The organism is uncultured Proteiniphilum sp. (assembly GCF_937873925.1).
Classification (GTDB): domain Bacteria; phylum Bacteroidota; class Bacteroidia; order Bacteroidales; family Dysgonomonadaceae; genus Proteiniphilum.
On sequence record NZ_CALNAT010000136.1, the window covers coordinates 1 to 23,154 of the forward strand.

Annotated in this window: 17 protein-coding genes and 1 pseudogene; 8 read left to right on the forward strand and 10 right to left on the reverse strand. The window is 46.4% G+C overall.

Going from position 1 to position 23,154, the window contains the following annotated elements:
* Positions 1-233, reverse strand: a 233-nt coding sequence (locus Q0502_RS08850) for an MFS transporter (protein ID WP_298649752.1), incomplete at its 3' end; no start/stop codon positions are given.
* A 68-nt stretch (positions 234-301) separates the two neighbouring features.
* Positions 302-2,863: a glycoside hydrolase family 2 protein gene (locus tag Q0502_RS08855; protein WP_298649754.1), complete on the reverse strand. Its 2,562-nt coding sequence runs from the start codon at positions 2,861-2,863 to the stop codon at positions 302-304.
* 231 nt (positions 2,864-3,094) lie between these two features.
* Here Q0502_RS08855 and Q0502_RS08860 point away from each other — a divergent pair, with 231 nt between their 5' ends.
* Positions 3,095-5,296 (forward strand): HD domain-containing protein, encoded by a 2,202-nt coding sequence (locus Q0502_RS08860; RefSeq protein WP_298649755.1) that lies wholly within the window; start codon positions 3,095-3,097, stop codon positions 5,294-5,296.
* Between the two features lie 80 nt (positions 5,297-5,376).
* Here Q0502_RS08860 and Q0502_RS08865 read toward each other — a convergent pair whose 3' ends face one another.
* A complete protein-coding gene (locus Q0502_RS08865; protein WP_298649757.1) occupies positions 5,377-5,820 on the reverse strand; it encodes a 2-amino-4-hydroxy-6-hydroxymethyldihydropteridine diphosphokinase in 444 nt (147 codons plus the stop codon).
* Positions 5,821-5,915: 95 nt separating this feature from the next.
* Between Q0502_RS08865 and Q0502_RS08870 the strand changes: the two genes are divergently transcribed.
* Both Q0502_RS08870 and Q0502_RS08875 read left to right on the forward strand, forming a co-directional pair.
* Positions 5,916-7,301 (forward strand): NfeD family protein, encoded by a 1,386-nt coding sequence (locus tag Q0502_RS08870; protein ID WP_298649759.1) that lies wholly within the window; start codon positions 5,916-5,918, stop codon positions 7,299-7,301.
* A gap of 52 nt (positions 7,302-7,353) precedes the next feature.
* Positions 7,354-10,281, forward strand: coding sequence for a glycoside hydrolase family 38 C-terminal domain-containing protein (locus tag Q0502_RS08875; protein WP_298649761.1), 2,928 nt, complete (start codon positions 7,354-7,356; stop codon positions 10,279-10,281).
* Between the two features lie 122 nt (positions 10,282-10,403).
* On the opposite strand, the gene Q0502_RS08880 is transcribed toward Q0502_RS08875, so the two are convergent.
* Positions 10,404-10,688, reverse strand: a complete 285-nt coding sequence (locus Q0502_RS08880) for a hypothetical protein (RefSeq protein WP_298649763.1) — start codon at positions 10,686-10,688, stop codon at positions 10,404-10,406.
* 276 nt (positions 10,689-10,964) lie between these two features.
* Here Q0502_RS08880 and Q0502_RS08885 point away from each other — a divergent pair, with 276 nt between their 5' ends.
* Complete coding sequence (locus Q0502_RS08885; protein WP_298649764.1) at positions 10,965-11,702, forward strand: lysophospholipid acyltransferase family protein; 738 nt, start codon at positions 10,965-10,967, stop codon at positions 11,700-11,702.
* Positions 11,703-12,080: 378 nt separating this feature from the next.
* Here the strand turns inward: Q0502_RS08885 and Q0502_RS08890 are convergent.
* A pseudogene (locus tag Q0502_RS08890) lies at positions 12,081-12,263 on the reverse strand (DUF2723 domain-containing protein); the annotation flags it as partial.
* A gap of 898 nt (positions 12,264-13,161) precedes the next feature.
* Between Q0502_RS08890 and Q0502_RS08895 the strand changes: the two are divergent.
* Complete coding sequence (locus Q0502_RS08895) at positions 13,162-14,001, forward strand: head GIN domain-containing protein (protein ID WP_298649765.1); 840 nt, start codon at positions 13,162-13,164, stop codon at positions 13,999-14,001.
* A 121-nt stretch (positions 14,002-14,122) separates the two neighbouring features.
* On the opposite strand, the gene Q0502_RS08900 is transcribed toward Q0502_RS08895, so the two are convergent.
* Positions 14,123-15,109 carry a peptidoglycan bridge formation glycyltransferase FemA/FemB family protein gene (locus Q0502_RS08900; protein ID WP_298649767.1) on the reverse strand — a complete coding sequence of 329 codons (987 nt, stop codon included), beginning with the start codon at positions 15,107-15,109 and terminating at the stop codon, positions 14,123-14,125.
* 200 nt (positions 15,110-15,309) lie between these two features.
* Here Q0502_RS08900 and Q0502_RS08905 point away from each other — a divergent pair, with 200 nt between their 5' ends.
* Both Q0502_RS08905 and galE read left to right on the forward strand, forming a co-directional pair.
* Positions 15,310-18,552, forward strand: coding sequence for a S41 family peptidase (locus Q0502_RS08905; RefSeq protein ID WP_298649768.1), 3,243 nt, complete (start codon positions 15,310-15,312; stop codon positions 18,550-18,552).
* A gap of 97 nt (positions 18,553-18,649) precedes the next feature.
* Positions 18,650-19,681, forward strand: a complete 1,032-nt coding sequence (gene galE / locus Q0502_RS08910; protein ID WP_298649769.1) for a UDP-glucose 4-epimerase GalE — start codon at positions 18,650-18,652, stop codon at positions 19,679-19,681.
* 93 nt (positions 19,682-19,774) lie between these two features.
* Here galE and Q0502_RS08915 read toward each other — a convergent pair whose 3' ends face one another.
* The 3 genes from Q0502_RS08915 to Q0502_RS08925 all read right to left on the reverse strand — a co-directional run bounded on the left by Q0502_RS08915 (position 19,775) and on the right by Q0502_RS08925 (position 21,386).
* On the reverse strand, positions 19,775-19,993 hold the full coding sequence (locus tag Q0502_RS08915) for a winged helix-turn-helix domain-containing protein (RefSeq protein WP_298649770.1): 219 nt from the start codon (positions 19,991-19,993) through the stop codon (positions 19,775-19,777).
* A gap of 102 nt (positions 19,994-20,095) precedes the next feature.
* Positions 20,096-20,938, reverse strand: coding sequence for a phosphatidate cytidylyltransferase (locus Q0502_RS08920; protein WP_298649772.1), 843 nt, complete (start codon positions 20,936-20,938; stop codon positions 20,096-20,098).
* Positions 20,939-20,942: 4 nt separating this feature from the next.
* Entirely contained in the window at positions 20,943-21,386 is a 444-nt protein-coding gene (locus Q0502_RS08925; protein WP_298649774.1) for a DUF5606 domain-containing protein, read from the reverse strand.
* A 362-nt stretch (positions 21,387-21,748) separates the two neighbouring features.
* Here Q0502_RS08925 and Q0502_RS08930 point away from each other — a divergent pair, with 362 nt between their 5' ends.
* Positions 21,749-22,954 carry a lactonase family protein gene (locus tag Q0502_RS08930; protein WP_298649775.1) on the forward strand — a complete coding sequence of 402 codons (1,206 nt, stop codon included), beginning with the start codon at positions 21,749-21,751 and terminating at the stop codon, positions 22,952-22,954.
* Positions 22,955-23,006: 52 nt separating this feature from the next.
* Here Q0502_RS08930 and Q0502_RS08935 read toward each other — a convergent pair.
* Positions 23,007-23,154: homoserine O-succinyltransferase (locus tag Q0502_RS08935; RefSeq protein WP_298649777.1), on the reverse strand; the 148-nt coding region annotated here is incomplete at its 5' end.

Genomic DNA, 23,154 nt, shown 5'->3' on the forward strand with positions numbered 1-23,154 from the left:
AGTTTGAACAATCGGCGATTATCGCTCCGATCACCCCAACTCCCTGCCGGCAGCATGAAGAGGGCCATGGCCAGTATAAAAGCGGTGATGATCCAGCTCAGTTCGATCGCGTTGAGTGACAGGTCCCTCTCGATGGTAGGCAGTGCGATATTGACTGCCGATACCAGGAAGGTGCCCATGAAAGAGGTGATGGACACGACGAATAATATCGAAAGTTCTTTTCTTTTTCCCATTGTTTTCGCGTTCACAATGACCAATTACCAATTGCGTAATAAATTATCACATTAGTCACATTGGCATATTAATTATAAGTTTCCCTGATATGTTTTACCGTGAGGGGAATCCTGTCGGTAGCTTTCAGATCAGGGGAGGTGATGATGATAGTCCTTTTCTTTCCCGGCAGCAGGTCGATGAAGTTATCGCTGAAGCGGGCGCCCTGTATGGGAATCTCTACAAAAACGTCTTTCGCCAGTTTTTTACTCCAAAGGGTTACCCTGTATTCACCGTCGCGGTATTGCACGCTTGTTTTTACTTCTGTGGCGGGTAGTTCCAGCGCATTAGGCCAGTGGAAGAAATGGTCTTTGGCAGAGATTATCTTCCCTTTGCTGTCGCTGAGGAAAGCATGGATCATGGTGTGTTTCTTTTCCGCTTCGCTTACCAGATCGGCTACGTTGAACGTTTTGACGATACGGCTGTTGTTGGCTTCGGCATTAATACGCTCCGTGAACTCTTTCCGTTTTCCTGTCGAGAAATCGATCACCTGGACGGTGAGCCGGAGGTTATTATGATCCTGAAGATAATCGGACATGGTGTAGTAGTTCAGCTTCTCTTCTTTGTATTCAACGCCCAGGGCAAGCGGGGCCAGTACATCCCGCATGCGGTAGTGCTGCGCTTTCCAGTTGTTGTAGTAGTCGATGCTCGACCAGGATACTACCGGCCAGTCGTCGTTGATCTGCCAGTAGAGTGCTCCCATGCAATAGGGCCTCCCGCGGCGCATCGCCTCTACCGATTCTTCCATGCCGTTGCCCTGCATCACCAGCCCGATATAGACGAAATCTTCGAAATTCTCCGGTTCGTGGTAATACATGTCCATGTATTTTTTGATGAGCGCGTTGCCGGTGGACGCTTTCTGGTGCACCTTCATCACCTCGCTCTCCAAACTCCATTGGTCGTCGGTAGCGAAGGAACGGATGGTTTTCATTTCGGGAAAGGATTGGAAGCCGAACTCGCTGGCGAAACGGGGTAGCCGGTCTGCCATTGCCTCGAACGGCAGGTGCCCGTACCATAAGCCCCAATCGTGTACGTCGCTCGACGCAAATTTCTCAGGATTCCCCCAGTTGGAATCATAGGGCGACCCGTGGATATAGCTGCGTGTGCCGTCGAACTCGTTCACCAGCCCGGGAATCAGCTCGCGGAAGGTCTTAGCGTACCCTTCAAACCAGGCATTCATCACCCCGCTGGGGTACTCTTTCTGCCAGCCCCAGTGATGAAGCCCCTCTTCTATCTCGTTGTTACCGCACCAGAAGGCAAGTGAAGCGTAGTTGCGGAGACGCTTGATATTGTAGATCCCCTCCTCCGTCACGTTGGACAGGAAGGCGTCATCGGAGGGGTAGGGGACGCACCCGAAGATAAAGTCCTGCCATACTAGGATGCCTTTCTCGTCGGCCTGTCGGAAGAACTCCTCGTTTTCGTAGATACCGCCGCCCCATACGCGTACAAAATTCATGTTGGCGTCAGTGATGTTCTGGAAAAGCCTATTGTAGTAGCCGGCATCCTGCTGTGTGATGAATATCTCGCCCGGGATATAGTTGGCTCCTTTGGCAAAGAGCGGGATGCCGTTCACCTCGAAGTAGAACGATTTGCCGTGTTGATCCGGTTCCTGCACCAAACGGACGGAGCGCAAACCTGTCCGGACCGTTTTTTTAGCAATTTCCCGGTTACCGGATACAATTTTTACCGTAAAATCGTAGAGATGTTGTTCTCCCCAATGCACGGGCATCCACCTTTTGGGGTGATCGATCTCTAATGGTACAGAGACTGAATTTTTTCCCGGCTGCAACGTTATATCTTCCGAAACCGACTTTTTGGGGGCACCCTGCAATCCGTATTCAATGGTAACGACGGTCCGTACCGGCTCATTGGCCACGGAATGAATTTCTATCTGATTGTCGATCTTTGCCGACTGCTCCGTAACGGAGGCCTGTTTCACATAGTAATCCTCTATACGGGCATCGTTGTAGAAAGTGAGGGTGACCGGTTTCCAGATACCCATCTGTACGATCCGTATGCCCCAGTCCCATCCGAAATGGTAAGGCGCCTTACGGTTATAGATGCTTAGTTTCTCTTTCCTGTGATCGTTTCCTGCCGGATAATCATGACCAAAAGTGGCTCTTGCCGGCATCATCAGTTGTACCGGTGAATAGAAACGGATAGAGAGTTTGTTCTCTCCTTCCTTCAACAACCGCTTTACCGGCACCTTGTATCCGGTGAACATATTGTCGGAGCGAAGGATACGTGATCCGTTCAGGAATACGTCGGCATGGGTATCCAGTCCTTCGAAAAAGAGCAGCGCGTCGTGGTATTGCAATTGATCCGCTGTCACGGTGAAGGTTTTTCTGAAATCCCAGTTTTCATCCTCCACCCACTGCACCTTTTCTTCGTTGGTACCGTAAAAAGGGTCGGGCAGGATATCATACCGTACCAGGTCGTATTGTACCGATCCCGGCACTTCGGCAGCATACCACTGATCTTTATTTATTTGTGAGAACTCCCAGCCCTTATTCAAAGAGAGGATCTCATTCTGTTGTGCTGATAAAAAAAATGGCATCGTGAGAAGAAACAGAAGCGATATGATTTTTCGCATAAGAAATGGATTTCATTTTGATATTGCGCGCAAATATAATGAAAGTCGAGAGACAAGCCAAACTTGTTTGAACTTGCCCGGGGCGCATCTTATATTCTGCAAATATAACGATTTGTTACTGAACAGACAAAGCCTAAGGAGACCAAATAGGTACTACTTTTTACCTGTTGATTCTCTGATTTCGGAAGAAAATTGTAAATTTGTACAAGAAAAAGCGACTGAACAGAGAAGATGAGTGGGAACAATTTAATAGATCGCAGTGAGTTCTTCCGGCTCTATGGCAAACTCTATTCCTTTCTCAGGCAGGAATGGGATAGGCGGAAAATGTCCGGATTGAAAGAGTTGTTGCGCCGGTCTTTTAAAAAGGCGGAAGGACAACCTGACAGCAAGACGTTATACTACCTCGCGTTGGTCATGAGGACTGCCGTCATTATTATTGATGAGATCGGACTGAAGCAGCCGGCGGTATGCGCGGTCCTGCTTTTTCATTCCGCAGTGGACGGCGATTATTCTCCGGATGAAATTCGACGGTTGTTTGGCAACGAGGTGGAGAATATTCTCACTGGATTGAAAAGAGTGAACCAATTCAGTGATAAGCGGACGGCGGTAGAGTCGGAAAACTACATCAAGCTGCTGCTATCTATTGCAGAGGATATCCGGGTGGTTTTTATTATGATCGCGCAACATCTACAGTTGATGCGCGATGCAAAGGAGACGGCTTCTTCCTATAAGCTGGACCTGTCGGTGCAGTCCACCTATCTGTATGCTCCCCTTGCGCACCGGCTGGGCCTCTACACTATCAAGTCGGAACTGGAGGACCTCTCCCTCAAGTATACCGACCGGGAGCGGTATGATTTCATTGCCGGGAAACTGAATGAAACAAAGCGGTCGCGCGACCGGTATATCAGTGAGTTTATCACGCCGGTGAAAGAGCGCCTGGATAAGACAGGACTGAAGTATGATATCAAAGGGCGCACCAAATCGATCTACTCCATCCATAATAAGCTCAAAAAACAAAAAATCGAGTTCGAGAGTATTTATGATCTCTTCGCCATCCGGGTGATTCTCGATGCGCCGGCCGACCAGGAGAAAGCCCAGTGCTGGCAGGTATATTCCATCATTACCGATATGTACCAACCCAATCCCAAACGGTTGAAAGACTGGCTCTCCATACCCAAAAGCAATGGTTATGAATCGCTCCATATCACTGTAATGGGACTCGATGGAAGATGGGTGGAAGTACAGATCCGGTCAAAACGGATGGATGAGATTGCTGAGCGCGGACTGGCGGCACATTGGAAATACAAGGGAATAAAGGAAGAGACGGCGCTGGATAGCTGGCTGGGTTTGCTCAGGGAGTCGCTGGAAGACAGTGAAACCAACCTGAGCCAGAAGCTGACTGATTTCAAACTCGACCTGTACGATGAAGAAATCTTCGTATTTACCCCGAAAGGAGATCTGTTCAAGCTCCCCAAAGGGGCAACGGTACTCGACTTCGCTTTCGCCATACACTCTAATCTCGGGGCTACCTGTGTATCGGGAAAAGTGAATGGGAAGAATGTGCCTATCAGGCATATCCTGAAAAGCGGTGACCAGGTGGCGGTCAATACCTCTTCGCATCAAACGCCGAAACAGGACTGGCTTAATTTTGCGGTGACTTCGAAAGCGCGGACAAAGATACGCCAGCTGTTGAAAGAGGAGGCCGGCAAGCAGGTGGATATAGCGAAGGAGACTCTTTTGCGCCGGATGAGAAACCGGAAGATTGAGGTGGATGAATCGCATCTGATGCAACTGATCAAGAAGCTCAAGTACAAGACCGTCACCGATTTTTATGTGGATATCGCCTTTGAAAAGATCGATGTGAACTGGGTGATTGACCGTTATCTGGAGCTGGAAAGCAAAGAATCCGAAAGCCGGGAAAGCCATGCTTCGGTGAGCGCCGGAGAGTTCACCTTGAAAACGCCCTCACCGGAATTCAGCGGAGCCGACGAGCTGATCATCGACCAGAATCTGACCGGTGTGGATTATAAACTGGCGAAATGTTGCAATCCCATTTTCGGGGATGATATTTTCGGATTTGTCTCTTCCCAGGGGATTAAGATCCACCGTGTGAACTGTCCGAATGCATACGACCTCTTTTCCCGATTCGGTTACCGGGTGTTGAAAGCCCGCTGGTCGGGTAAGACCAGCTCTTCCAGTTATACTATCGTATTAAGGGTGATTGGGAATGACCAGATAAATATTGTGGCCAACCTAATGTCTATTATTTCGAAAGAGGAGGGAGTGCAGATGCGTTCCATCACTATTGATTCCAATGACGGCCTTTTCCAGGGAAACATCGCTGTGATGCTGGGCGATACCTCTATGCTTGATCAGTTAATTAAAAAACTGCGGGCAGTGAAAGGAGTGAAATCCGTTTCACGATTGAATTGATTGTACGCGCGGGGAATCCCCATTAAAATGCAAATTGCAGATCTCCCGAACAACACAGGGATTATACGCCAGAACACGTGTCATGCGTCCTCTTCCACGATGTCGGTATCTGTTGTGGTATCAGGTTCGCCCGTGCCGGATTCCGTTGTGTCAAGGGCAGGGAGGGTGGATAATAACTGTTGCACATAGTCCCTCTCATAGTCCTGAAGGCGAAGGATACGGTTTTCATATTGAATGAGATCGATATCAATGATCATCCTGCCTAAATATTTATCTCTCGGAGTACGTCCTACGGCCCGTTCCGTCTGTTTGATCTTGTCAATGACCTCTTCCGGCGACATCTCAGTATTGGCTCTGGCAAGCACATTCCGAAAAAGATAAGAATACTTTTCGTCTTCCGGCTCAGTCAGGATGGGCTCACTGAAAACAATACCGGGAAAAAGAAATGAAAGCATTCTCTTGGCTTTGTCGATATTGGTCTTGGCGAACGTATTTGATCCTATGCTTAGTAAAATTGTGCTCATACTGATAAATTGAAGTACAAATATAGACATTTTAAATGAAAATGAATGCCGAATCGCAAAATCTATTATCTTTGTTGTATTAAACCTTGTGAAAAATGAGAAATTTTCAAATCGTGTTGTTCCTGTTTTTCCTGATCTCTTCTTTCGATCTTTTGGCGCAGGATACCAGACCTATGATCTACCGGATCAATATCAGGGAAAATATCAGCAGCAATACATGGATATATCTGCAAAACGGCTTACATGTGGCAACTACGAAAGATGCCGATGCAGTGCTTTTAGATATGAACACCTATGGCGGGAGCGTACAGGAAGCCGACTCCATGCGTACGGCTATTCTCAATGCACCTCTTCCCGTGTATGTGTTTATCGACAATAACGCGGCTTCGGCCGGCGCCCTTATTTCGGTCGCCTGCGACAGTATTTTTATGCGCAGCAGCGCATCTATCGGCGCTGCGACGGTCGTGGAAGGGGGAAGCGGGGAAAGGGCTTCCGACAAACACCAGTCCTATATGCGCGGAATCATGCGCGCTACGGCCGAGAGTCACGGTAAGGTGGTGAGCGTCCATGAGGGGGATACCGTCACAAAATGGAGGCGCGATCCTGCGGTTGCCGAAGCGATGGTGGACGAAAGGGTTGTGATACCCGGTTTTGCCGATTCCACGCAGATACTTACCCTGACGGCCAGTCAGGCGATGGAATTGGGTTATTGCGACGGTATTGCGGAAAGCGTGCATGAAGTGATCGTGACACATCTGGGGTACAGCGACTATACTTTAGAGACCTATAACCCTTCTTTTTATGATAAAATCAAAGGTTTTCTTACCAACGGGATTGTACAGGCATTCCTCATTATGTTCATTATAGGAGGTATCTATTTTGAATTGCAGTCGCCCGGTATAGGCTTTCCTACGGCCGCAGCCATTACGGCGGCGATCCTCTATTTCACGCCTCTCTATCTGACCGGATACGCCCAGAATTGGGAAGTACTGTTATTTGTACTGGGACTTATTTTTATCGTTTTTGAAATATTTGTCGTCCCCGGTTTCGGAATAACCGGTATTTTGGGGATACTCTTTGTCTTTTCGGCATTGGTGCTTGCCCTGATAGGGAATATACGTTTTAATTTTGAAGGGTTACCCGCCACGGAAATGTTCAGGGCGCTGATGGTTGTCCTGGGTGGCACGGGTATGGGAATGGCTCTTATTATTTACCTGTCGGGCCGGATCGGCAGACCGGGGTTCCTGCAATTTGCGGCGCTGCATGCCGATCAGGAAGGATATATGTCCGTACCGATGGAACCGGTCTCTTTGGTGGGCAAAACAGGGGTAGCGGCGACCGATCTTCGCCCTTCGGGCAGGGTCGATGTGGAAGGGGAGTTTTACGATGCTATCTCGTTAAAAGGTTTCATCAATAAAGGAGATGAAGTGGCAGTGAAACGATATGAGAATTTTCAGTTGTATGTGGTTCGGAAAGGATAACCATTGAAAGGATAACCTATTAGACAGAACAACTCTATTGAACCCACGGGATATGAAAAAAAACATTTATCTATTCATTGCACTATCTCTTGTGATAGAGATCCATGCCCAATCTGATAAAGCGGTATTTATTGAACGCGGGAAAAAAATAGAGTTGTTGAAAGAAATTGAAGCCTTCCCCGCCTGGATGTATGGCAACGATAAGGAGTTGTATAGGCAGCTCAAATTCAAAATTGTTAATCGGGATTCCCGGCCCCAGGATGCAACCCTCAGTATAGGGGATCTTTCGCAGAAAATCAAGCTGCTCACAGGGATAAACGAAACGGAAGTGAAATTACCGAAAAGCAAATCCCCAGACGAAGTAAATGTCAGAATAATAGTTGGTTCGGAAGTAGTAAGTGATACACTGATACATCTGGAACCGGTGCGGGAGTGGCAGGTGAATTTTGTGCAGCATACACACACCGATATAGGATATACCCGTCCGCAACACGAAATACTTTCCGAACACATGCGGATCATTGATTACGCGTCGGACTACTGTGATATGACCGATAACTTGCCGGATGACGCTAAATTCCGCTGGACGTGTGAAACAGCCTGGTCGGTCAGCGAATATATCCGCACACGCCCGGTAGAGCAAGTGGAACGACTGAAAAAACGTATTCATGAAGGACGTATTGAGATAACTGCGATGTATTTCAATTACGACGAACTGCCTAATGAACAGGAATTAGCCTACTCTTTATATCCGTTGAAACAGTTTAAACAGGAAGGTATCCCTGTACAGGCGGCCATGCAGAATGATGTAAACGGAATCGCCTGGAATTTCAGTGAGTTTTTTCCTGATTTGGGAGTAAAATACCTGATTATGGGAACCCACGGGCATAAAGCGCTGATTTCCTTCGATAAACCGACCGCTTTTTGGTGGGAGTCGCCTTCGGGGAAGAAGATGCTTGCCTACAGGGCGGAACACTATATGTATGGGAATTTTCTGGATTTGGAGAAAGGAAATTTTGAGGCCTTTGAGCAAAAATTGTTTGCTTATCTCGAAACGCTGGAACAAAAAGGATATCCGCATCCTATTACAGCGCTGCAATTTTCAGGATATTTTACGGATAATTCACCTCCGTCGACGGCAGCCTGTGAGATGGTAAACAGATGGAATGAAAAATACGCGTACCCTAAATTGAGGTTGGCGGTTGCTTCCGAATTTATGGAGACAGTCGGGCAGCAGTACGGGGATCAGTTGGAAACCTATCGTGCCGCATGGCCCGACTGGTGGACCGACGGATTTGGTTCCGCCGCACGGGAAACAGCTATAGCCCGTTATGCGCAGGCCGATATTATTTCAAATCAGATCGCCCTTTCCCTGGCTAAACTATTAGGTGCAACCGTAGATTACTCCGTACACACTGAAATTGAGGAGGCGAATAAGGCGCTATTGTTTTACGGGGAACATACCTTCGGATTTCATGCAAGCATAAGCGATCCTTTTGGTTCGGAAACTATGCAGCAACAATCGCATAAATCCGCTTACGCCTGGGAAGCATACCGCCGTTCACGCCCCATAGGGGAGACGGCCTTAGGCCTGTTGCAAAGTTATGTGCCGCGTAACAAAGAAAAAGGGTGTATTGCCGTATTTAATCCGCTTAACTGGGAAAATAGCTCGTATACCATCATTTACGCAGATCACGAAGTCATCCCTTTAGACAAAAAAGTAACCATAAGAGATGAAAAAGGAGCAGAAGCTAAAATGCAACCCCTACGCTCATACAGAGATGCAACTTATTGGGCACTATGGGTGGATAAGGTGCCCGCATTAGGAATGAAGTACTATATAATCGATATTGAATCCGGAGAACCTGCTTCTTCTCCGGCAGATAGCACTCCTGTCCGGATAATTGAAAATAGCTGGTACCGCATCCGGTTAGATCCCGAAAGAGGCGTGGTAACCGAGTGGTTCGATAAAGAACTGAATAAAAATCTGATCTCTTCAGATACAGAATGGCAGATGGGGGAATTGATCTACGAGATAGACCAGGATCCCAGAGGTGCATTAGATCGATTTAAGCCGGGTAATTTTAAACGATTCGCACCCACCGAAATAATGTATGGGGGATTCAGGGAAGGAACTATATGGGATACCTATACATTTAAGGGAACAACACCCGCAGGAGAAGGAAAAGATAATTTTACCTTTGAACTGCAAGTATTCAAAACATGCAAACAGATCAATTTCTCCTATAAATTGAATAAAAAGTTAGTTACTACTCCCGAGGCCGTATATGTATCTTTTCCTTTTGAGGTAGAGGACGGGAAAATATTCTTCGATGTGCCCGGCGGTACCATTGAAGCTGTAAAAGAACAGATCCCCGGCTCAACCAACGACTGGAATGTGGCGCAAAACCTGGTGTCGGTTCGTAATTCTTCCGAACAAATTGTATTGGGAAGCAGGGAGATCCCGTTGATGCAGTTCGGAAATATCAATCTGGGGCGGTTTGAAGCCGGAGCAACTCCCGAAAGCAACCATATCTATACCTGGCCTATGAATAATTACTGGGTTACCAATTTTGATGCGTTTCAATTCGGCGGTTTTGAATGGAGTTATTATCTGACTTCCTCCGACGATCCATCCTTAGCATATGCTACCAAATTTGCCTGGAGCAACCGGATACCGTTGCAAAGCCGTGTTTTACCCGCCGGTGTCAGCAATAACCTGCAACCCTTGAATGAATCCATTCTGTCATTCACGCCCTCCAATATCCTCTTAATAAATATGACACCCGTCAAAGGGGAAGATGCGCTTCTCTTGCAGTTAAGGGAGATCGAAGGCCGGGGAGCCACCCTTCACATATCATCTCCGTATCACAAAAACCTGAAAGTGAGCGAATCCAATTTGTTAGGGGAAGATTTGCCGGCAAATGAAGAAATAAAGATTAAAGCGTGGGAAAATAAATTCGTAAAGGTGAAATTGTAATCAACTCCCGATAAAGGAACGTTTTACATTGGAACTTGAACAAAACACCCCGAGGTGAAGGCCTCAGGGTGTTCGTGTTTTGTCGTAAACACTGTTTCTTGTCGTGAAACAGATATTTTTTGTTAATTGTATGCTGCTATTTCCTGGCTTGAGTAAGCTGCCTTCTTTGAAAAGTAGAAAATCACAAACGGAAGGAGTAACAGGATAATTGCCCAGAAAATATTACTCACCAAAGTGCCTTTTTTCATGTTATTTACGTAGATATGCCCCAGTAATCCTTCAATAACCAATACCAATCCGATGATTAAATTGGTGTTGGTCGTTAGGCCCATTAAAAAGGGAACCACCAAAAAAGCAACGCCTATGAGCATCACTAATACCCCGCTGTATTTCGCTAATTCTTTCATGTGTGTATAATAATTATGTTTCTGATTTCGTAACGCAAATAAACACAAAATTCAACAAACAAGGAAATAATTTGAGATAAAAATTTTGTATTCAGCAAAAAAATGGAGTTCTGAGGTAAAAAACTCCCTTTTTATCTCTTTGCGATGCACAAAATATTTATTTTTGTGAAAAACTTCCTATTGATACCGATGGGGATGAAAAATAATCCGTCCTCTTACGGCGTATAATCGGAAGGTCCGTATATCTTTCATGAAAACTAATCGCACTAAAACTGAATGGTAGTGAGAAATATATTTGTTTTATTGTATCAATGGCTTATAGTTGCGCCGGTTTTTATTCTGCTTACCCTTATCACGGCATCGACTGTAATGGTGATGGCTCCTCTCTTGGGGAGCAGGTTCTGGGGATATTATCCTCCCAAATGGTGGTCAAGGCTGACCTGCTGGCTGGCTTTGTGCCGGGTGAAAACGAGCGGGCATGAGAATCTGGATCCCGGACAGTCGTATGTTTTTGTGGCGAATCATCAGAGTGCGTTTGATATTTTCCTGGTATATGGTTTCCTGAATCAAAATATCAAATGGATGCAGAAACAGAGTTTGCGGAAGATCCCGTTCGTGGGATTTGCCTCGGAAAAGGCCGGCCATGTGTTTGTGGACAGCTCGAATCCTAAGGTGCGGGCGGCTTCCATTAAAAAGGCGAAAGAACAGATCGGGGAAGGGGTTTCTATGGTGATCTTTCCCGAGGGGGCACGTTCAAAGAGTGGCAAATTAGGTCATTTCAAACGAGGCGCTTATTATGTTGCCCACGATATGAAGTTGCCCGTGGTACCGCTAACCATTAACGGCGCTTATGACGTACTGAAGAGAGATAGTCTCTGTCTCAGGCCCGGAAAGATGGAACTTGTAATCCACCGGCCTATACCTACCGACTCGCTTACGGAAGCAGAAATCCCTGGATTGATCGAGGAGACGAGAGAGATCATCCATTCCGCATTATGGAAAAAATACCAATAAAGGGAAGGTTCTTTGGGCGGATATTTTTTCGTCCGTAGAAGTTGTGAAAATAAAAACTGATTGGAAGTTTTCTGTTTGGCCGGGTGTTTGTCAAGGCTATATATAAAAAGAAATGGTTGTCTCACGACAACCAATCTTCATTGTTAACCTTAAATCTAATACCATGAAAAACACGTTGCAAAAATAAGGCGTTCCTTCTGTTTTTCCAAACAATCCGATAGGAAATATTGTTATTTTAAATTTATTTAGTATTTTGAAGCCTGCTGTTGCAGCCAAAAGGGTATTGGTTGATCTTTGTTTACATATTTTGAAAGTTGTTTTTTATCGAACTATTTCGTGAAGCAATGCGGGCAAAGGACCAATTCATTTGTGCTATGCCGTGTCGGAAAAAGTATACACCAGCGCACCTGCAAGGCCGCTACCGATCACTGCGATGGTTTGGCCCATATTGAGTTCACCACCCTCTTTTGCAATAACAAGTTTGCGGGTCAGAGGGGTAATGGTCCAGAAAAGGAACAGGATGGTGAAAGCACTCATCAATGCCGACATGCTGTTGACCATATCTTTTCATTTTAATTAGGCCTTTTTTATGTGATATGCAAAGATAAGACTATATTTCCGTATATCCGGATAAGGATTAGCCCCTACCTCCAGGGAATTTTCCTGCATAGAGATAATAAGGTTGTTTATAGCGGATTGAAAAGTTTTGGTATCCTGTGCCTGTATAATCAGGGGTATCGATTTTATTAATAGAATGTCTACATTTTGAGGTCTGGAATTTTCAAATTCCAGATAATATTTTAGGAAACCCCACACTTTGCACAAGTAGAATAATCTACTGGTTTCATTGAATTCTGGGGGATTGTACGACAGGGGCTTTGTTTCTGATACAAAAACAGGATCCTTGGCGACTTGTATACGAGAGTTGAATTTGTAGTATACTTTTTAATATTTTTGCGTATTGGCTAATAGGTAAATACAACAAAACTGCAAATACCAGAATTATAGAAGATATGATAATTCTTTTTTTCTTTATCTTCATAATATAGATAAACTCAAGCATCTACAAGGCCCTTTTCCTGGTCTTTACAAAGATTAGATCGGATTTATATAGATAATCTCATTCAATTCTCATAGATGGCATATTTCAATTTAAACAGAATTTAATACATTTTTGTTCAGCTATTATTCATCTCGGTAAAATATAGTTATTGTTTTGATTCTTTTAAAGAAATATGTAACCAAACGAGAATAAATACGGTCAAATAGGAAAAACGCATGGAACTAACATATAAACCATTCGCACATAAAAAACATTATAATATATGGCGAATACCAAAAAATGGATATAATTTTGTATCAAGACGTAAAATTATTTGAACCGGATTTTGCAGTGTGAAATAGGAAAAAATTAAATATAATCGCTACGAAAAATATAAACCAAAAAATAATTACGACAATGAAAGCTTTATTTACTATTATCCTTGCCGCAATGGCCATCGTTAGTGCCCCGGCACAGAATGGAATCGTAAAACAAAACCGTCAGGTAGCGCCATTTACTGCTATCAGTGCCTCGGGCGGATGGGATGTCGTCATTCGCCAGGGCAACCGTCAGTCGGTTTCCATAGAAATAAGCGAAGAGGCATTGGACAGAGCCATTGTGGAAGTCAAAAACGGCACGCTGCATATTTACAATAAGCATGGTAACCGTTCGTTCTCACTTCGCAACTTGCGTAACATGCCTAATATAACGCAAAAAGCGTATGTAACTGTTACGGATTTACAAAAGATGGAGGCGTCAGGTGGAGTAGATGTCCGTTTTGAAACACCCATAAAAACCGGTGATTTCGAGGTGGAATTGAGTGGCGGAACCGACCTGGAAGATTTAACCTTGGATTGCAACCGGTTCAATGGACAGTTCTCGGGCGGATGCGATGCGGATATAAGATTTACTTCGGTGCAGCACGTGAAAGCCGAGGTGAGCGGCGGCAGCGATGTGGAACTGCGTGATATCTCCGCGCAAACGTGCCGGATTGATGCAAGCGGGGGTTGCGACATAGAACTGATGGGGAAAACCGTTGATCTCACCCTGAACGCGAGTGGCGGATGCGACATTTCGGCCTCGAATCTCGTAGCACGGAATGGCAATGCCAATTTTTCGGGTGCTGCCGACGGTAACATCCGTGTAACAGACCGTCTCGACATCACTGTTTCGGGATCGGCTGATGTTACCTGTTTCGGCGATCCGCGGGAAGTAAGTAAGAAAGTACACAAGAGCAGCTCGCTGAAATTTCGCTGATAATGGATCTTACGAAGGCAGTGAGAATGATCCGTGTTGTCCGTTCTGGTTTAATTACCCCGAATTCGGGGTAATTGGACAAGAAGAAGCCAATTTTAAGGACTTTAATATTGCCGGACCTTCAATCGTAAATCCGGTTGGCAAAGAAGTTGAGCAATCCCCAGTTGAGCCTGTACCACCGCCTTGTCGCTCGTTGTTTACCTCCGAACTGGAGCAGGAATCGCGGGCGGCCGGCGTTTTGATTCAGAAAGCCCACATCCATAAAATCAAAATAATGAAAACCCCTGTCTTCCGATATCTGCATAGCCTGGTAAATGGTGAAAATAGTTGGGTAGAGGAGTTTGTGGCGCTTTGATTTACCCCAGTAGTAGAGGCAATAGACCGTCTCTTTTTTCTCAAATCCCAGCAGGGTACCTCCGATAATTTTGCCCTGATAGCGGGAAAGCAACATTTTTCCTTTGCCTTTACTGATGTAGTGACAGAAAAAATTCTCGAAGTATTGGTAGGGAGGGAACCGGCGTGATATCTTTTTGTTGTTTGTGTCCCGGATCAGCTTATAGATCTCCGGTAGCTTCTCTTCAGAGGTGAACTCCTCCATTTCAATCCCTTTCTTCAGTGCCTTGTTGACCTGATTTTTTCTCGTTTTCGAGAGCTGATCCCATATTTTTCTTCTGCGTTGGAGCGAATTCCTGATATTGATCCATTTTACGGAGTAGAAACTGTTCTCGCGAAATCCTTTATAACCGAAGATGGCGTTGCCCAGGTTTTCATAACGGATGAGGAAAACCCGGTTACGCACCTCTTTTACCAAATGTGCAATGAGGGCGTCAAATATTTCTATCTGTGCCAATTCTTTTCCGAAAAAGGCAGGTTGTTGGGAGATGAAGCATCTTTTAAAAAGTTTGCCTCTGAAGAAACGGTTGATCCGCATAATAACAGCGAACATGGCAGCCACCGGTACCCCGTCTTCGAAAGCGACGAGCATCAAGGGAGTATAGGCAGGACTGTTATCGTACCAATCGAACGATGAAGGGCTGTGAAAAAAATTGATTTCCTCCATCGGGGGAAGATCCTCCTTGCGATAATATGTTTTTACACTGTATCCCATATTTGTTTGAGGGTGCAACGCGGGTCACTGTGAGACAAAAATACTAAAAAAAATGAATGTACAATCCATAGGGAGCGATAATCATTGCTCGTTTCCGCATAATAATTTTATGTTTTATAATTTTTATGTAATTTTGCAAATTTACGGTGCCGAAACAGAATCCTGCTGTCAGGACACTGATAATCCAAAAAATATCCCCAATGAGAAAAAGCCTGCTTTCCTCGTTTTTTTTACTGGCCGTCTTTCTGCTACATGCGCAGGAAGCCCCTCTGTGGCTCCGTAATAGCGTGATCTCTCCTGACGGCGCTGTGGTAGCGTTTACCTATAAAGGGAATATATTCACAGTGCCGGTTTCCGGCGGAAGAGCCACACAAGTGACATCCCATTCATCCTACGATACCCGTCCCGTTTGGTCGCCAAAGGGAGATAAACTGGCTTTTGCTTCCAACCGGGAGGGGAATTTCGATGTGTACGTGGTTACACTTCAATCCGGTTACACCAGACGTATCACTTCTCATTCAGCCAATGAATACCCGGAAGGGTTTCAAAATGACAGCACCGTGTTGTTCAGCGCTTTTATTCAGCCGGCGCAGGAAAGTCAACAATTCCCCATTGGAATGTTTTCCCAGATCTATGCCGTAACACCGGAGGGGGGGCGTCCCCGGATGATCTCTCCGATCCATATGGAAGATATCGCGCAGAACGGGCATCTCTGGCTCTATACCGACAGGAAAGGTTATGAGGATGCATGGAGGAAGCATCATACCTCCTCCATCACGCGCGATGTATGGTTGTTCGACAGCAAGAAAAACACACACCGGAAACTGACCGCTTTTAAAGGTGAAAACCGCAATGGCGTATGGTCGTCCGATGGAAACAGCTTTTATTACCTGAGCGAGCAGGACGGAACGTTCAACGTGTATCGCGCGGGTATTGAAGGGAGCGCGCCGGTGCAGGTGACCCACTTCAAAGGCCATCCCGTACGTTTTCTTTCAGGCGACAGGAACGACAATCTCTGTTTTTCTTTTGACGGAGAGTTATATCATATGAAGAACGGCGAAAAACCCCGTAAGATAGATGTACGCATCATTTCCGATAATTTTGAAAGGGATGCGGACCCCCAGACCCTTACTTCCGGGGCAAGGAGTATTGCCGTCTCCCCGAACGGAAAAGAAATCGCTTTCATTGCCCGTGGCGACCTGTTTGTCACTTCCATTGAATTCAGCACCACGAAACGCATTACCGATACTCCTGAGCAGGAGCGCGATGTGGAATTCAGCCCCGACGGCCGTTCGCTTATCTATTCGTCGGAGCGTGATAATAAATGGAATATCTACCGGACTGAACTGGTGAGGGAAGAGGACAAATATTTCTGTTATGCCCGCGAACTGAAAGAGACAAAACTGACCGATACCAGTGCCTCTTCTTTCCAGCCGTTATTCTCCCCCGACGGGAAAGAGATCGCCTATCTGGAAGACCGTTCTGCAATATATGTACTCAATCTGGAAAGTAAGAAATCGCGGAAGGTAATGGATGGCAAATACAATTACTCATACAGCGACGGTGATCAGTGGTTTCAGTGGTCCCCTGACAGCAAATGGATCCTGTCGGATTATATTGATACGGGCGGATGGAATAATAAGGATGTAGCGCTGATAAAAGCCGACGGCAGCGGGAAAACAACCAACCTCACGCTCAGCGGCTATACCGATGTGCGGGCTACATGGGCATTGGGAGGTAAAGCTATCATGTTCTTCTCCGACCGTGCCGGATATCGCAGCCACGGTAGCTGGGGAGCGCATCGTGATGCTTACCTAATGTTCCTTACTCCCGATGCTTACGACGATTTCCGGATGAACAAAGAGGAACGGGCGCTGAAGAAAGAGATGGAAAAAGAGGTAAAGGACGGTGAAAAGAAATCTGAAAGTAAGGATAAGAAGGGAGGTAAAGATGCAAAGGATGCATCGAATGCAGATAAAGATTCGACCAAAACAGTGGAGCCGCTCACTTTCGACCTTGACAACCGCCGTCACAGGGTGGTACGCCTGACACGCCATTCTTCCAGTCTATCGGATGCATATCTCAATAAAGACGGTTCCAAGCTCTATTATCTGGCGAGTTTTGAGAAAGGGGTGGATCTGTGGGAACAGGATTTTCTTGAAAACACCACTAAACTGCTGAGTAAGGATGTCGGTTCCGGGTTACTGATCCCGGACAAAGAGGAGAAGCATCTCTATCTGGTATCACAGGGAAAGATCAAGAAGATCGAAAACGGGAAAGTGACCGATGTGTCGTTCTCCGCACCTTTTAACTACCGTGGTGCTGCGGAAAGGACGTATATCTTTGATCACGCATGGAAACAGGTAAAGGATAAATTCTATGACAAGGATCTGCATGGCGTGGACTGGAAGATGTACGGCGAAACATACCGCAGGTTTCTGCCGCATATCGATAATAATTTCGATTTTGCGGAGATGTTGTCGGAGATGCTGGGTGAACTGAACGCATCGCACACAGGTGCCCGTTACTCACCTCCCCGGAGCAGTTGGCAGACGGCTGCGTTGGGCGTGTTCTGGGATGATACCCATACAGGAGACGGATTGAAGATCAAGGAAATAATGAAGGGGAGTCCCCTTATTAAAGCAAATTCGAAGCTGAAGCCGGGAGTGATCGTGGAGAAGATAGACGGAGATCCGGTTGAAGCGGGAAAGACCTGGTGGCATCTGCTTGATGGCAAGGCAGGGAAGCATATAATGATTACTGCCTACACACCCGGCGAGGGAGATCGGTTTGAAGAGATCGTGAAACCCATTACCTATGGAGAAGAGAACGAATTGTTATACAACCGTTGGGTGGAACAACGGGAAGAGTTGACAGAGAAGTATTCCGGCGGGCGCATCGGTTATGTGCATATCCGTGGGATGAACAGCAACAGTTTCAGGGAAGTCTATCAGAATTTGCTCGGAAAATACCGGAATAAGGAGGCGGTAGTTGTCGATACCCGCTTCAACGGCGGAGGATGGTTACACGACGATCTGGCGACCCTCCTGAGCGGAAAAGAGTATCAACGCTTTGCCCCCCGTGGGGAATATATCGGCAGCGATCCTTTCAATAAGTGGAACAAACCTTCCATCGTGCTGATGGGAGAAAGCAACTACTCCAATGCGCACGGGTTCCCCTGGGTCTACAAGGAACTGGGTATCGGAAAACTGGTCGGCGCCCCCGTGCCGGGAACCATGACCGCCGTGTGGTGGGAGACGCAGATCGATCCGTCGCTGGTGTTCGGCATTCCGCAGGTTACCGTGGTGGATATGAAAGGGAACGCAATGGAGAACAGCCAACTGGAGCCCGATGTGGAGGTGTATAATACTGCGGAATCGCTGTTGAGCGGTGATGACCTGCAACTGAAACGTGCGATCGAAGAGTTATTGAAAGAGATATAACGAAAATATGCTCTCCGGATGATCAAAGGTTGTTTGATGTATGCCGGTTCCGTAAATTTGCAGACGAAAATAAATAAACAAAATAAAGATAATTCTTATGGCAAAAAAAATTCTTGTAACAGGAGGAACCGGATACATCGGTTCACACACCGTGGTCGAGTTGCAGCAGGCCGGATATGAAGTGGTAATTGTAGATAACCTGTCCAATTCCAATGCCGATGTGCTGGAAGGCATTACCCGTATTACCGGAAAACGCCCTGTTTTCGATAAGCTCGATTGCACTGATTTTGAGGCGATGAAGGCATTGTTTAAGAAACATACCTTCGACGGCATCATTCATTTTGCGGCCAGCAAGGCGGTAGGTGAATCGGTGCAGAAACCGTTGTTGTATTACCGCAACAACCTGGTATCGCTGATTAACCTGCTGGAGCTGATGCCGCAGTACAACGTGAAAGGGATCGTATTCTCTTCGTCGTGCACGGTTTACGGTGAGCCCGATAATAATCCTATCGATGAGAATGCACCGGTCAAGCCGGCTGAATCGCCCTATGGGAACACCAAGCAGATCAACGAAGAGATCATCCGCGATTTTGTGCATTCGGGCGCTCCCATTAAGAGCATCATCCTTCGTTACTTTAATCCTATCGGCGCCCACCCGTCGGCAGAGATCGGCGAATTACCCCTGGGCGTACCGCAGAACTTAGTACCCTATATCACTCAGACAGGGATCGGCATACGGCCGCAACTGAGTGTGTTCGGGGACGATTACAATACGCCCGACGGCTCCTGTATCCGCGATTTCATCAATGTGGTGGATCTGGCAAAAGCGCATGTGATTGCCATTGAGCGGATGCTTGAAGATAAGTCGAAGGACAAGGTGGAGATATTTAATCTGGGAACAGGAACCGGTTTATCTGTACTGGAGCTGATCAGGGTATTCGAAAAAGTGTCCGGAAAGCCTCTGAATTATAAGATCGTAGGGCGTAGGGAAGGCGATATTGAGCAGATATGGGCTCAGCCTGATAAAGCCAACACCGTGTTAGGCTGGAAAGCAATGGAAACTATTGAAGATACCATGGCCTCGGCCTGGAAATGGCAGCAGCGCCTCCGCGAAAATGGGGTAATGTAAGAGGTTGCCGGATAAATGAGGTATAAAAAAAGTCTGGGAAGCTGCTAACTGCCCAGACTTTTTTGATTTTTGTTTGTCTTGTAATACTACCGGTCAGAAATAATATTCTATAAGGAGATAATACGCTTCGTTGCCGTCGGCCGAGGGTTCTATCTCGATCTTATTTTCCCGTGCCAGCCATCCGATGGCGACATAAATCTCTTTTTCCGACAATCCGGTGGCTTTACGTAGCTTTGGTATATCCCACTTTTGGTAGTCATTCAGTAGGTTCCAGATAATGCCCGCGTTTGTTCCGATTGCTTTTTTATTCATTGTGGTGCATGTTTAAAAGATATGAGGGTCGTAAACTACTCTACGACTGTATTTCAAACGCTTTTCGGAACCGTTTTGTTCTCACACGAAAAGTGAAACTTTTTAAAAAGAGAGGAATAGGATCAGGTAGAGGTAAACGGCGGGGACCGCCACCAGAAGACTGTCGATCCGGTCGAGTATACCGCCGTGTCCCGGTATGAGTTGTCCCGCGTCCTTTACATTACAGGTTCGTTTGATAAGCGATTCAAACAGATCGCCTAAAGTGCCGAACAGGGAGACAACTACGGCAAATCCCATCCAGAAAGCAACGGAAAAACCGGGATAAAGACGGGCGAATATGAGGGAGCCGAGCAGGGTGAACAAGATACCTGCAACAAAGCCTTCTACCGATTTTTTCGGAGAGATATGTTCGATCAGTTTGTGCTTCCCGGTCAGAGACCCGATGAAATAGGCGGCCGTATCGTTTACCCATAAGAATACAAAGAGTGCCAGTACAGGGATCCAGTCATATCCATTGCCCGTAAGATCAGGCTGATAGGAATAGGAGATAAGCATAAGCAGGCTTAGTGGCATGGTAATATAGATCTGGCCGAAAACCGAATAGATAATACCGTGAAGGATATCATGCCTGCGGAGGAAAATAGCCGAGGCTATCAATATAAGCAGATAGATGAGGATGGAGGCAGGCAGGGTATAGGTACAGAGATCCTCCAGATAGAGGAAAACCGAAAAAAAGATGAGGACTCCTAATAAGATATTGAATATTTTACTGATAGCATGGGAGGTGTCTTTTTCCATCATACGGTAAAATTCAAACAAGCCGAAACCCAGTACGGTTCCGAAAACGGCAAGAAATGAAAACCGGCCTCCCAGCAGCCCCAAAAGAATGACCAGGATATAGATGATGCCAGCTCCCGCACGGGTAAAAATATCTTTTATGTTCATTAAACTATTCTTCCCTCTCCTTGGCTTCGGATTCATCCGAAGTGCTTTCCTTTGTTTTATCCCCTTCTTCTAAGTGAATATCGTGCTCCATCAAAATATTATACCAGGTAATCAATTTTTTTACGTCGCCGGCATAGACAGTGTCTCTGCTGTAATCGGGTAATACTTCTTCCAGATAAGCGAACAGTTCTTTGTCGGACGGTTTGGAACCCAGTGAAACCTGTTTGCCTTCCTCTTTCTCTTTCATTTTTTTCAATACCTCCCGCAGCGGCGTATCTCCGTCCCGGGTATAGATGGATACATCGCTCAGGGCTACCACTTTTTCCTGTGCGTATACGGGAACACGTTTTCCATCGGCAAGCGATTCAACGATATTCATATTTTTATTGGTGGAGATGAGTTTATACAGACCGGGACGGCCGGTTACAGATAATATTTCGGACAGCATAATCAATTCTTGTTTAACAACCGGATTTAATCGTTTGATGGTGCTTTAATTTTTTTGATGGTGCAAAAATAAGGAGTCCGCGCCATATTCGCAAATTTTATTTTGAATAAAGAGTGAAGAATAAAAAATAAGGACCGATTCAACAATGTACTAATGTGGCAAACAACGTTTAATGGAAAAGGTGGAAGTTAATATACTGATTCAATTTATGTAGTCAGATTATAGAGGAAATAAAATGATACACGAAAATAACGATCCCGGTAAACTTTTCCCCGAAAAGGGAATTTGTTTCGGAAAAAAACCTTACTTTCGCAAATAGCCGGGTAAACTTTTAAAATCCGGCTTTAGCGACTGTAAAAAGGATGGTTAAAAAAATAGCGATGGCAGGTATAATAGGAGCGGCCCTGTTGGTTTCATGTACCGGAAACCGTTCCGGGAAGGCAGACGGGAGCAGCGCATCGGAAGGAGAGCTTTCCGTCACGGAAACCGACGGCAGAGAACTGTTCTTGCTGGCGGGAACGTACACCTCCGGAGAGGGCAGTAAAGGGATCTATCTGTACCGTTTCGATGCCGACACCGGCAGTTCCGACTCGGTCGGCATGGTCGAGGTCGATAACCCGTCGTATCTGACTTTGAGCCCTGATGAGAGATTCATCTATGCGGTGAGTGAAGAGGGCGAGGCGAACAGCGCGGTTCATGCTTTTTCATTCGATAAACGGATAGGGCGGATGGAATTGCTGAACTCCCAGCCTGTAAACAGTGGCAGCCCTTGTTATATTACTGTCGACAGCAAAGGCACGAACGTGCATACCGCAAACTACGGAGGAGGAAGTATCACTTCATTTCAGGTGAAGAAGGATGGCTCTCTTACCCCCGCTGTTTCGATAATGCTTTTCAAAGGATCGGGCCCGGATTCCGTCCGTCAGGAAGGGGCTCACCTGCACAGTGTAAGGTATTCACCCGACGGGCAATACCTGTTTGCCGCCGATCTGGGGAGCGATAAACTTTACCGGCTCAGTGTAAACGATACCCCGTTTGAGGGGCAGCCGGGCTTATTGGAGAACAGCCTGAAAGAATTTGTGATGCCGGCAGGTACCGGACCCCGTCATTTCGATTTTCATCCCGACGGAGGCAGATACTTCTACCTGTTGGGTGAGTTGTCGGGTGAGGTGATCGTGTATGATTATTCCTTTGGTGAGTTGACACAAAAACAGGTGATGGCTGCCGATACGACAGGCGCCCGGGGTAGCGCCGACATCCATGTCTCACCCGACGGGCGTTTCCTGTATGCTTCGAACCGGTTGCAAGCCGATGGGATCGCCATCTTTTCCATTGATCCGGACGACGGGACACTCACAAAGGCGGGTTATCAGTTGACGGGAAAACATCCGCGTAATTTCGTGATCACCCCCAATGGGAAATTTATTTTGGTAGCTGCCAGGGATGACAATAAGGTACAGGTATTCCGTATCGATACCGAAACGGGATTGCTGACCGATACCCATCAGGATATCCCGCTCAGTAAACCGGTCTGCCTGAAGTTTGCAGGAACAACCGGGAGCGATTGAGTCTCTCACTCTCATATGGTGGGGTGATCCTCTCGAACAGAGGATGGTATATCTACAGATCTCCCAACTGAGCGATCTCTCCTATGTTGAAGGGAGTGGCCTGATATACGAAGTAATTCAACCAGTTTATATATAACAGGTTGGCATGAGAGCGCCATTGCACTACCGGAGGTTGTTCCGGATCGTTATTCCTGTAGTAG

Coding starts and splice junctions, on each gene's coding strand:
- Q0502_RS08875 (WP_298649761.1), top strand. CDS start 7,354: ATGAAAAAAAACATTTATCTATTCATTGCACTATCTCTTGTGATAGAG.
- Q0502_RS08895 (WP_298649765.1), top strand. CDS start 13,162: ATGAAAGCTTTATTTACTATTATCCTTGCCGCAATGGCCATCGTTAGT.
- Q0502_RS08860 (WP_298649755.1), top strand. CDS start 3,095: ATGAGTGGGAACAATTTAATAGATCGCAGTGAGTTCTTCCGGCTCTAT.
- Q0502_RS08920 (WP_298649772.1), bottom strand. CDS start 20,938: ATGAACATAAAAGATATTTTTACCCGTGCGGGAGCTGGCATCATCTAT.
- Q0502_RS08905 (WP_298649768.1), top strand. CDS start 15,310: ATGAGAAAAAGCCTGCTTTCCTCGTTTTTTTTACTGGCCGTCTTTCTG.
- Q0502_RS08885 (WP_298649764.1), top strand. CDS start 10,965: ATGGTAGTGAGAAATATATTTGTTTTATTGTATCAATGGCTTATAGTT.
- Q0502_RS08930 (WP_298649775.1), top strand. CDS start 21,749: ATGGTTAAAAAAATAGCGATGGCAGGTATAATAGGAGCGGCCCTGTTG.
- Q0502_RS08880 (WP_298649763.1), bottom strand. CDS start 10,688: ATGAAAGAATTAGCGAAATACAGCGGGGTATTAGTGATGCTCATAGGC.
- Q0502_RS08900 (WP_298649767.1), bottom strand. CDS start 15,109: ATGGGATACAGTGTAAAAACATATTATCGCAAGGAGGATCTTCCCCCG.
- Q0502_RS08925 (WP_298649774.1), bottom strand. CDS start 21,386: ATGCTGTCCGAAATATTATCTGTAACCGGCCGTCCCGGTCTGTATAAA.
- Q0502_RS08865 (WP_298649757.1), bottom strand. CDS start 5,820: ATGAGCACAATTTTACTAAGCATAGGATCAAATACGTTCGCCAAGACC.
- Q0502_RS08915 (WP_298649770.1), bottom strand. CDS start 19,993: ATGAATAAAAAAGCAATCGGAACAAACGCGGGCATTATCTGGAACCTA.
- Q0502_RS08870 (WP_298649759.1), top strand. CDS start 5,916: ATGAGAAATTTTCAAATCGTGTTGTTCCTGTTTTTCCTGATCTCTTCT.
- Q0502_RS08855 (WP_298649754.1), bottom strand. CDS start 2,863: ATGCGAAAAATCATATCGCTTCTGTTTCTTCTCACGATGCCATTTTTT.
- galE (WP_298649769.1), top strand. CDS start 18,650: ATGGCAAAAAAAATTCTTGTAACAGGAGGAACCGGATACATCGGTTCA.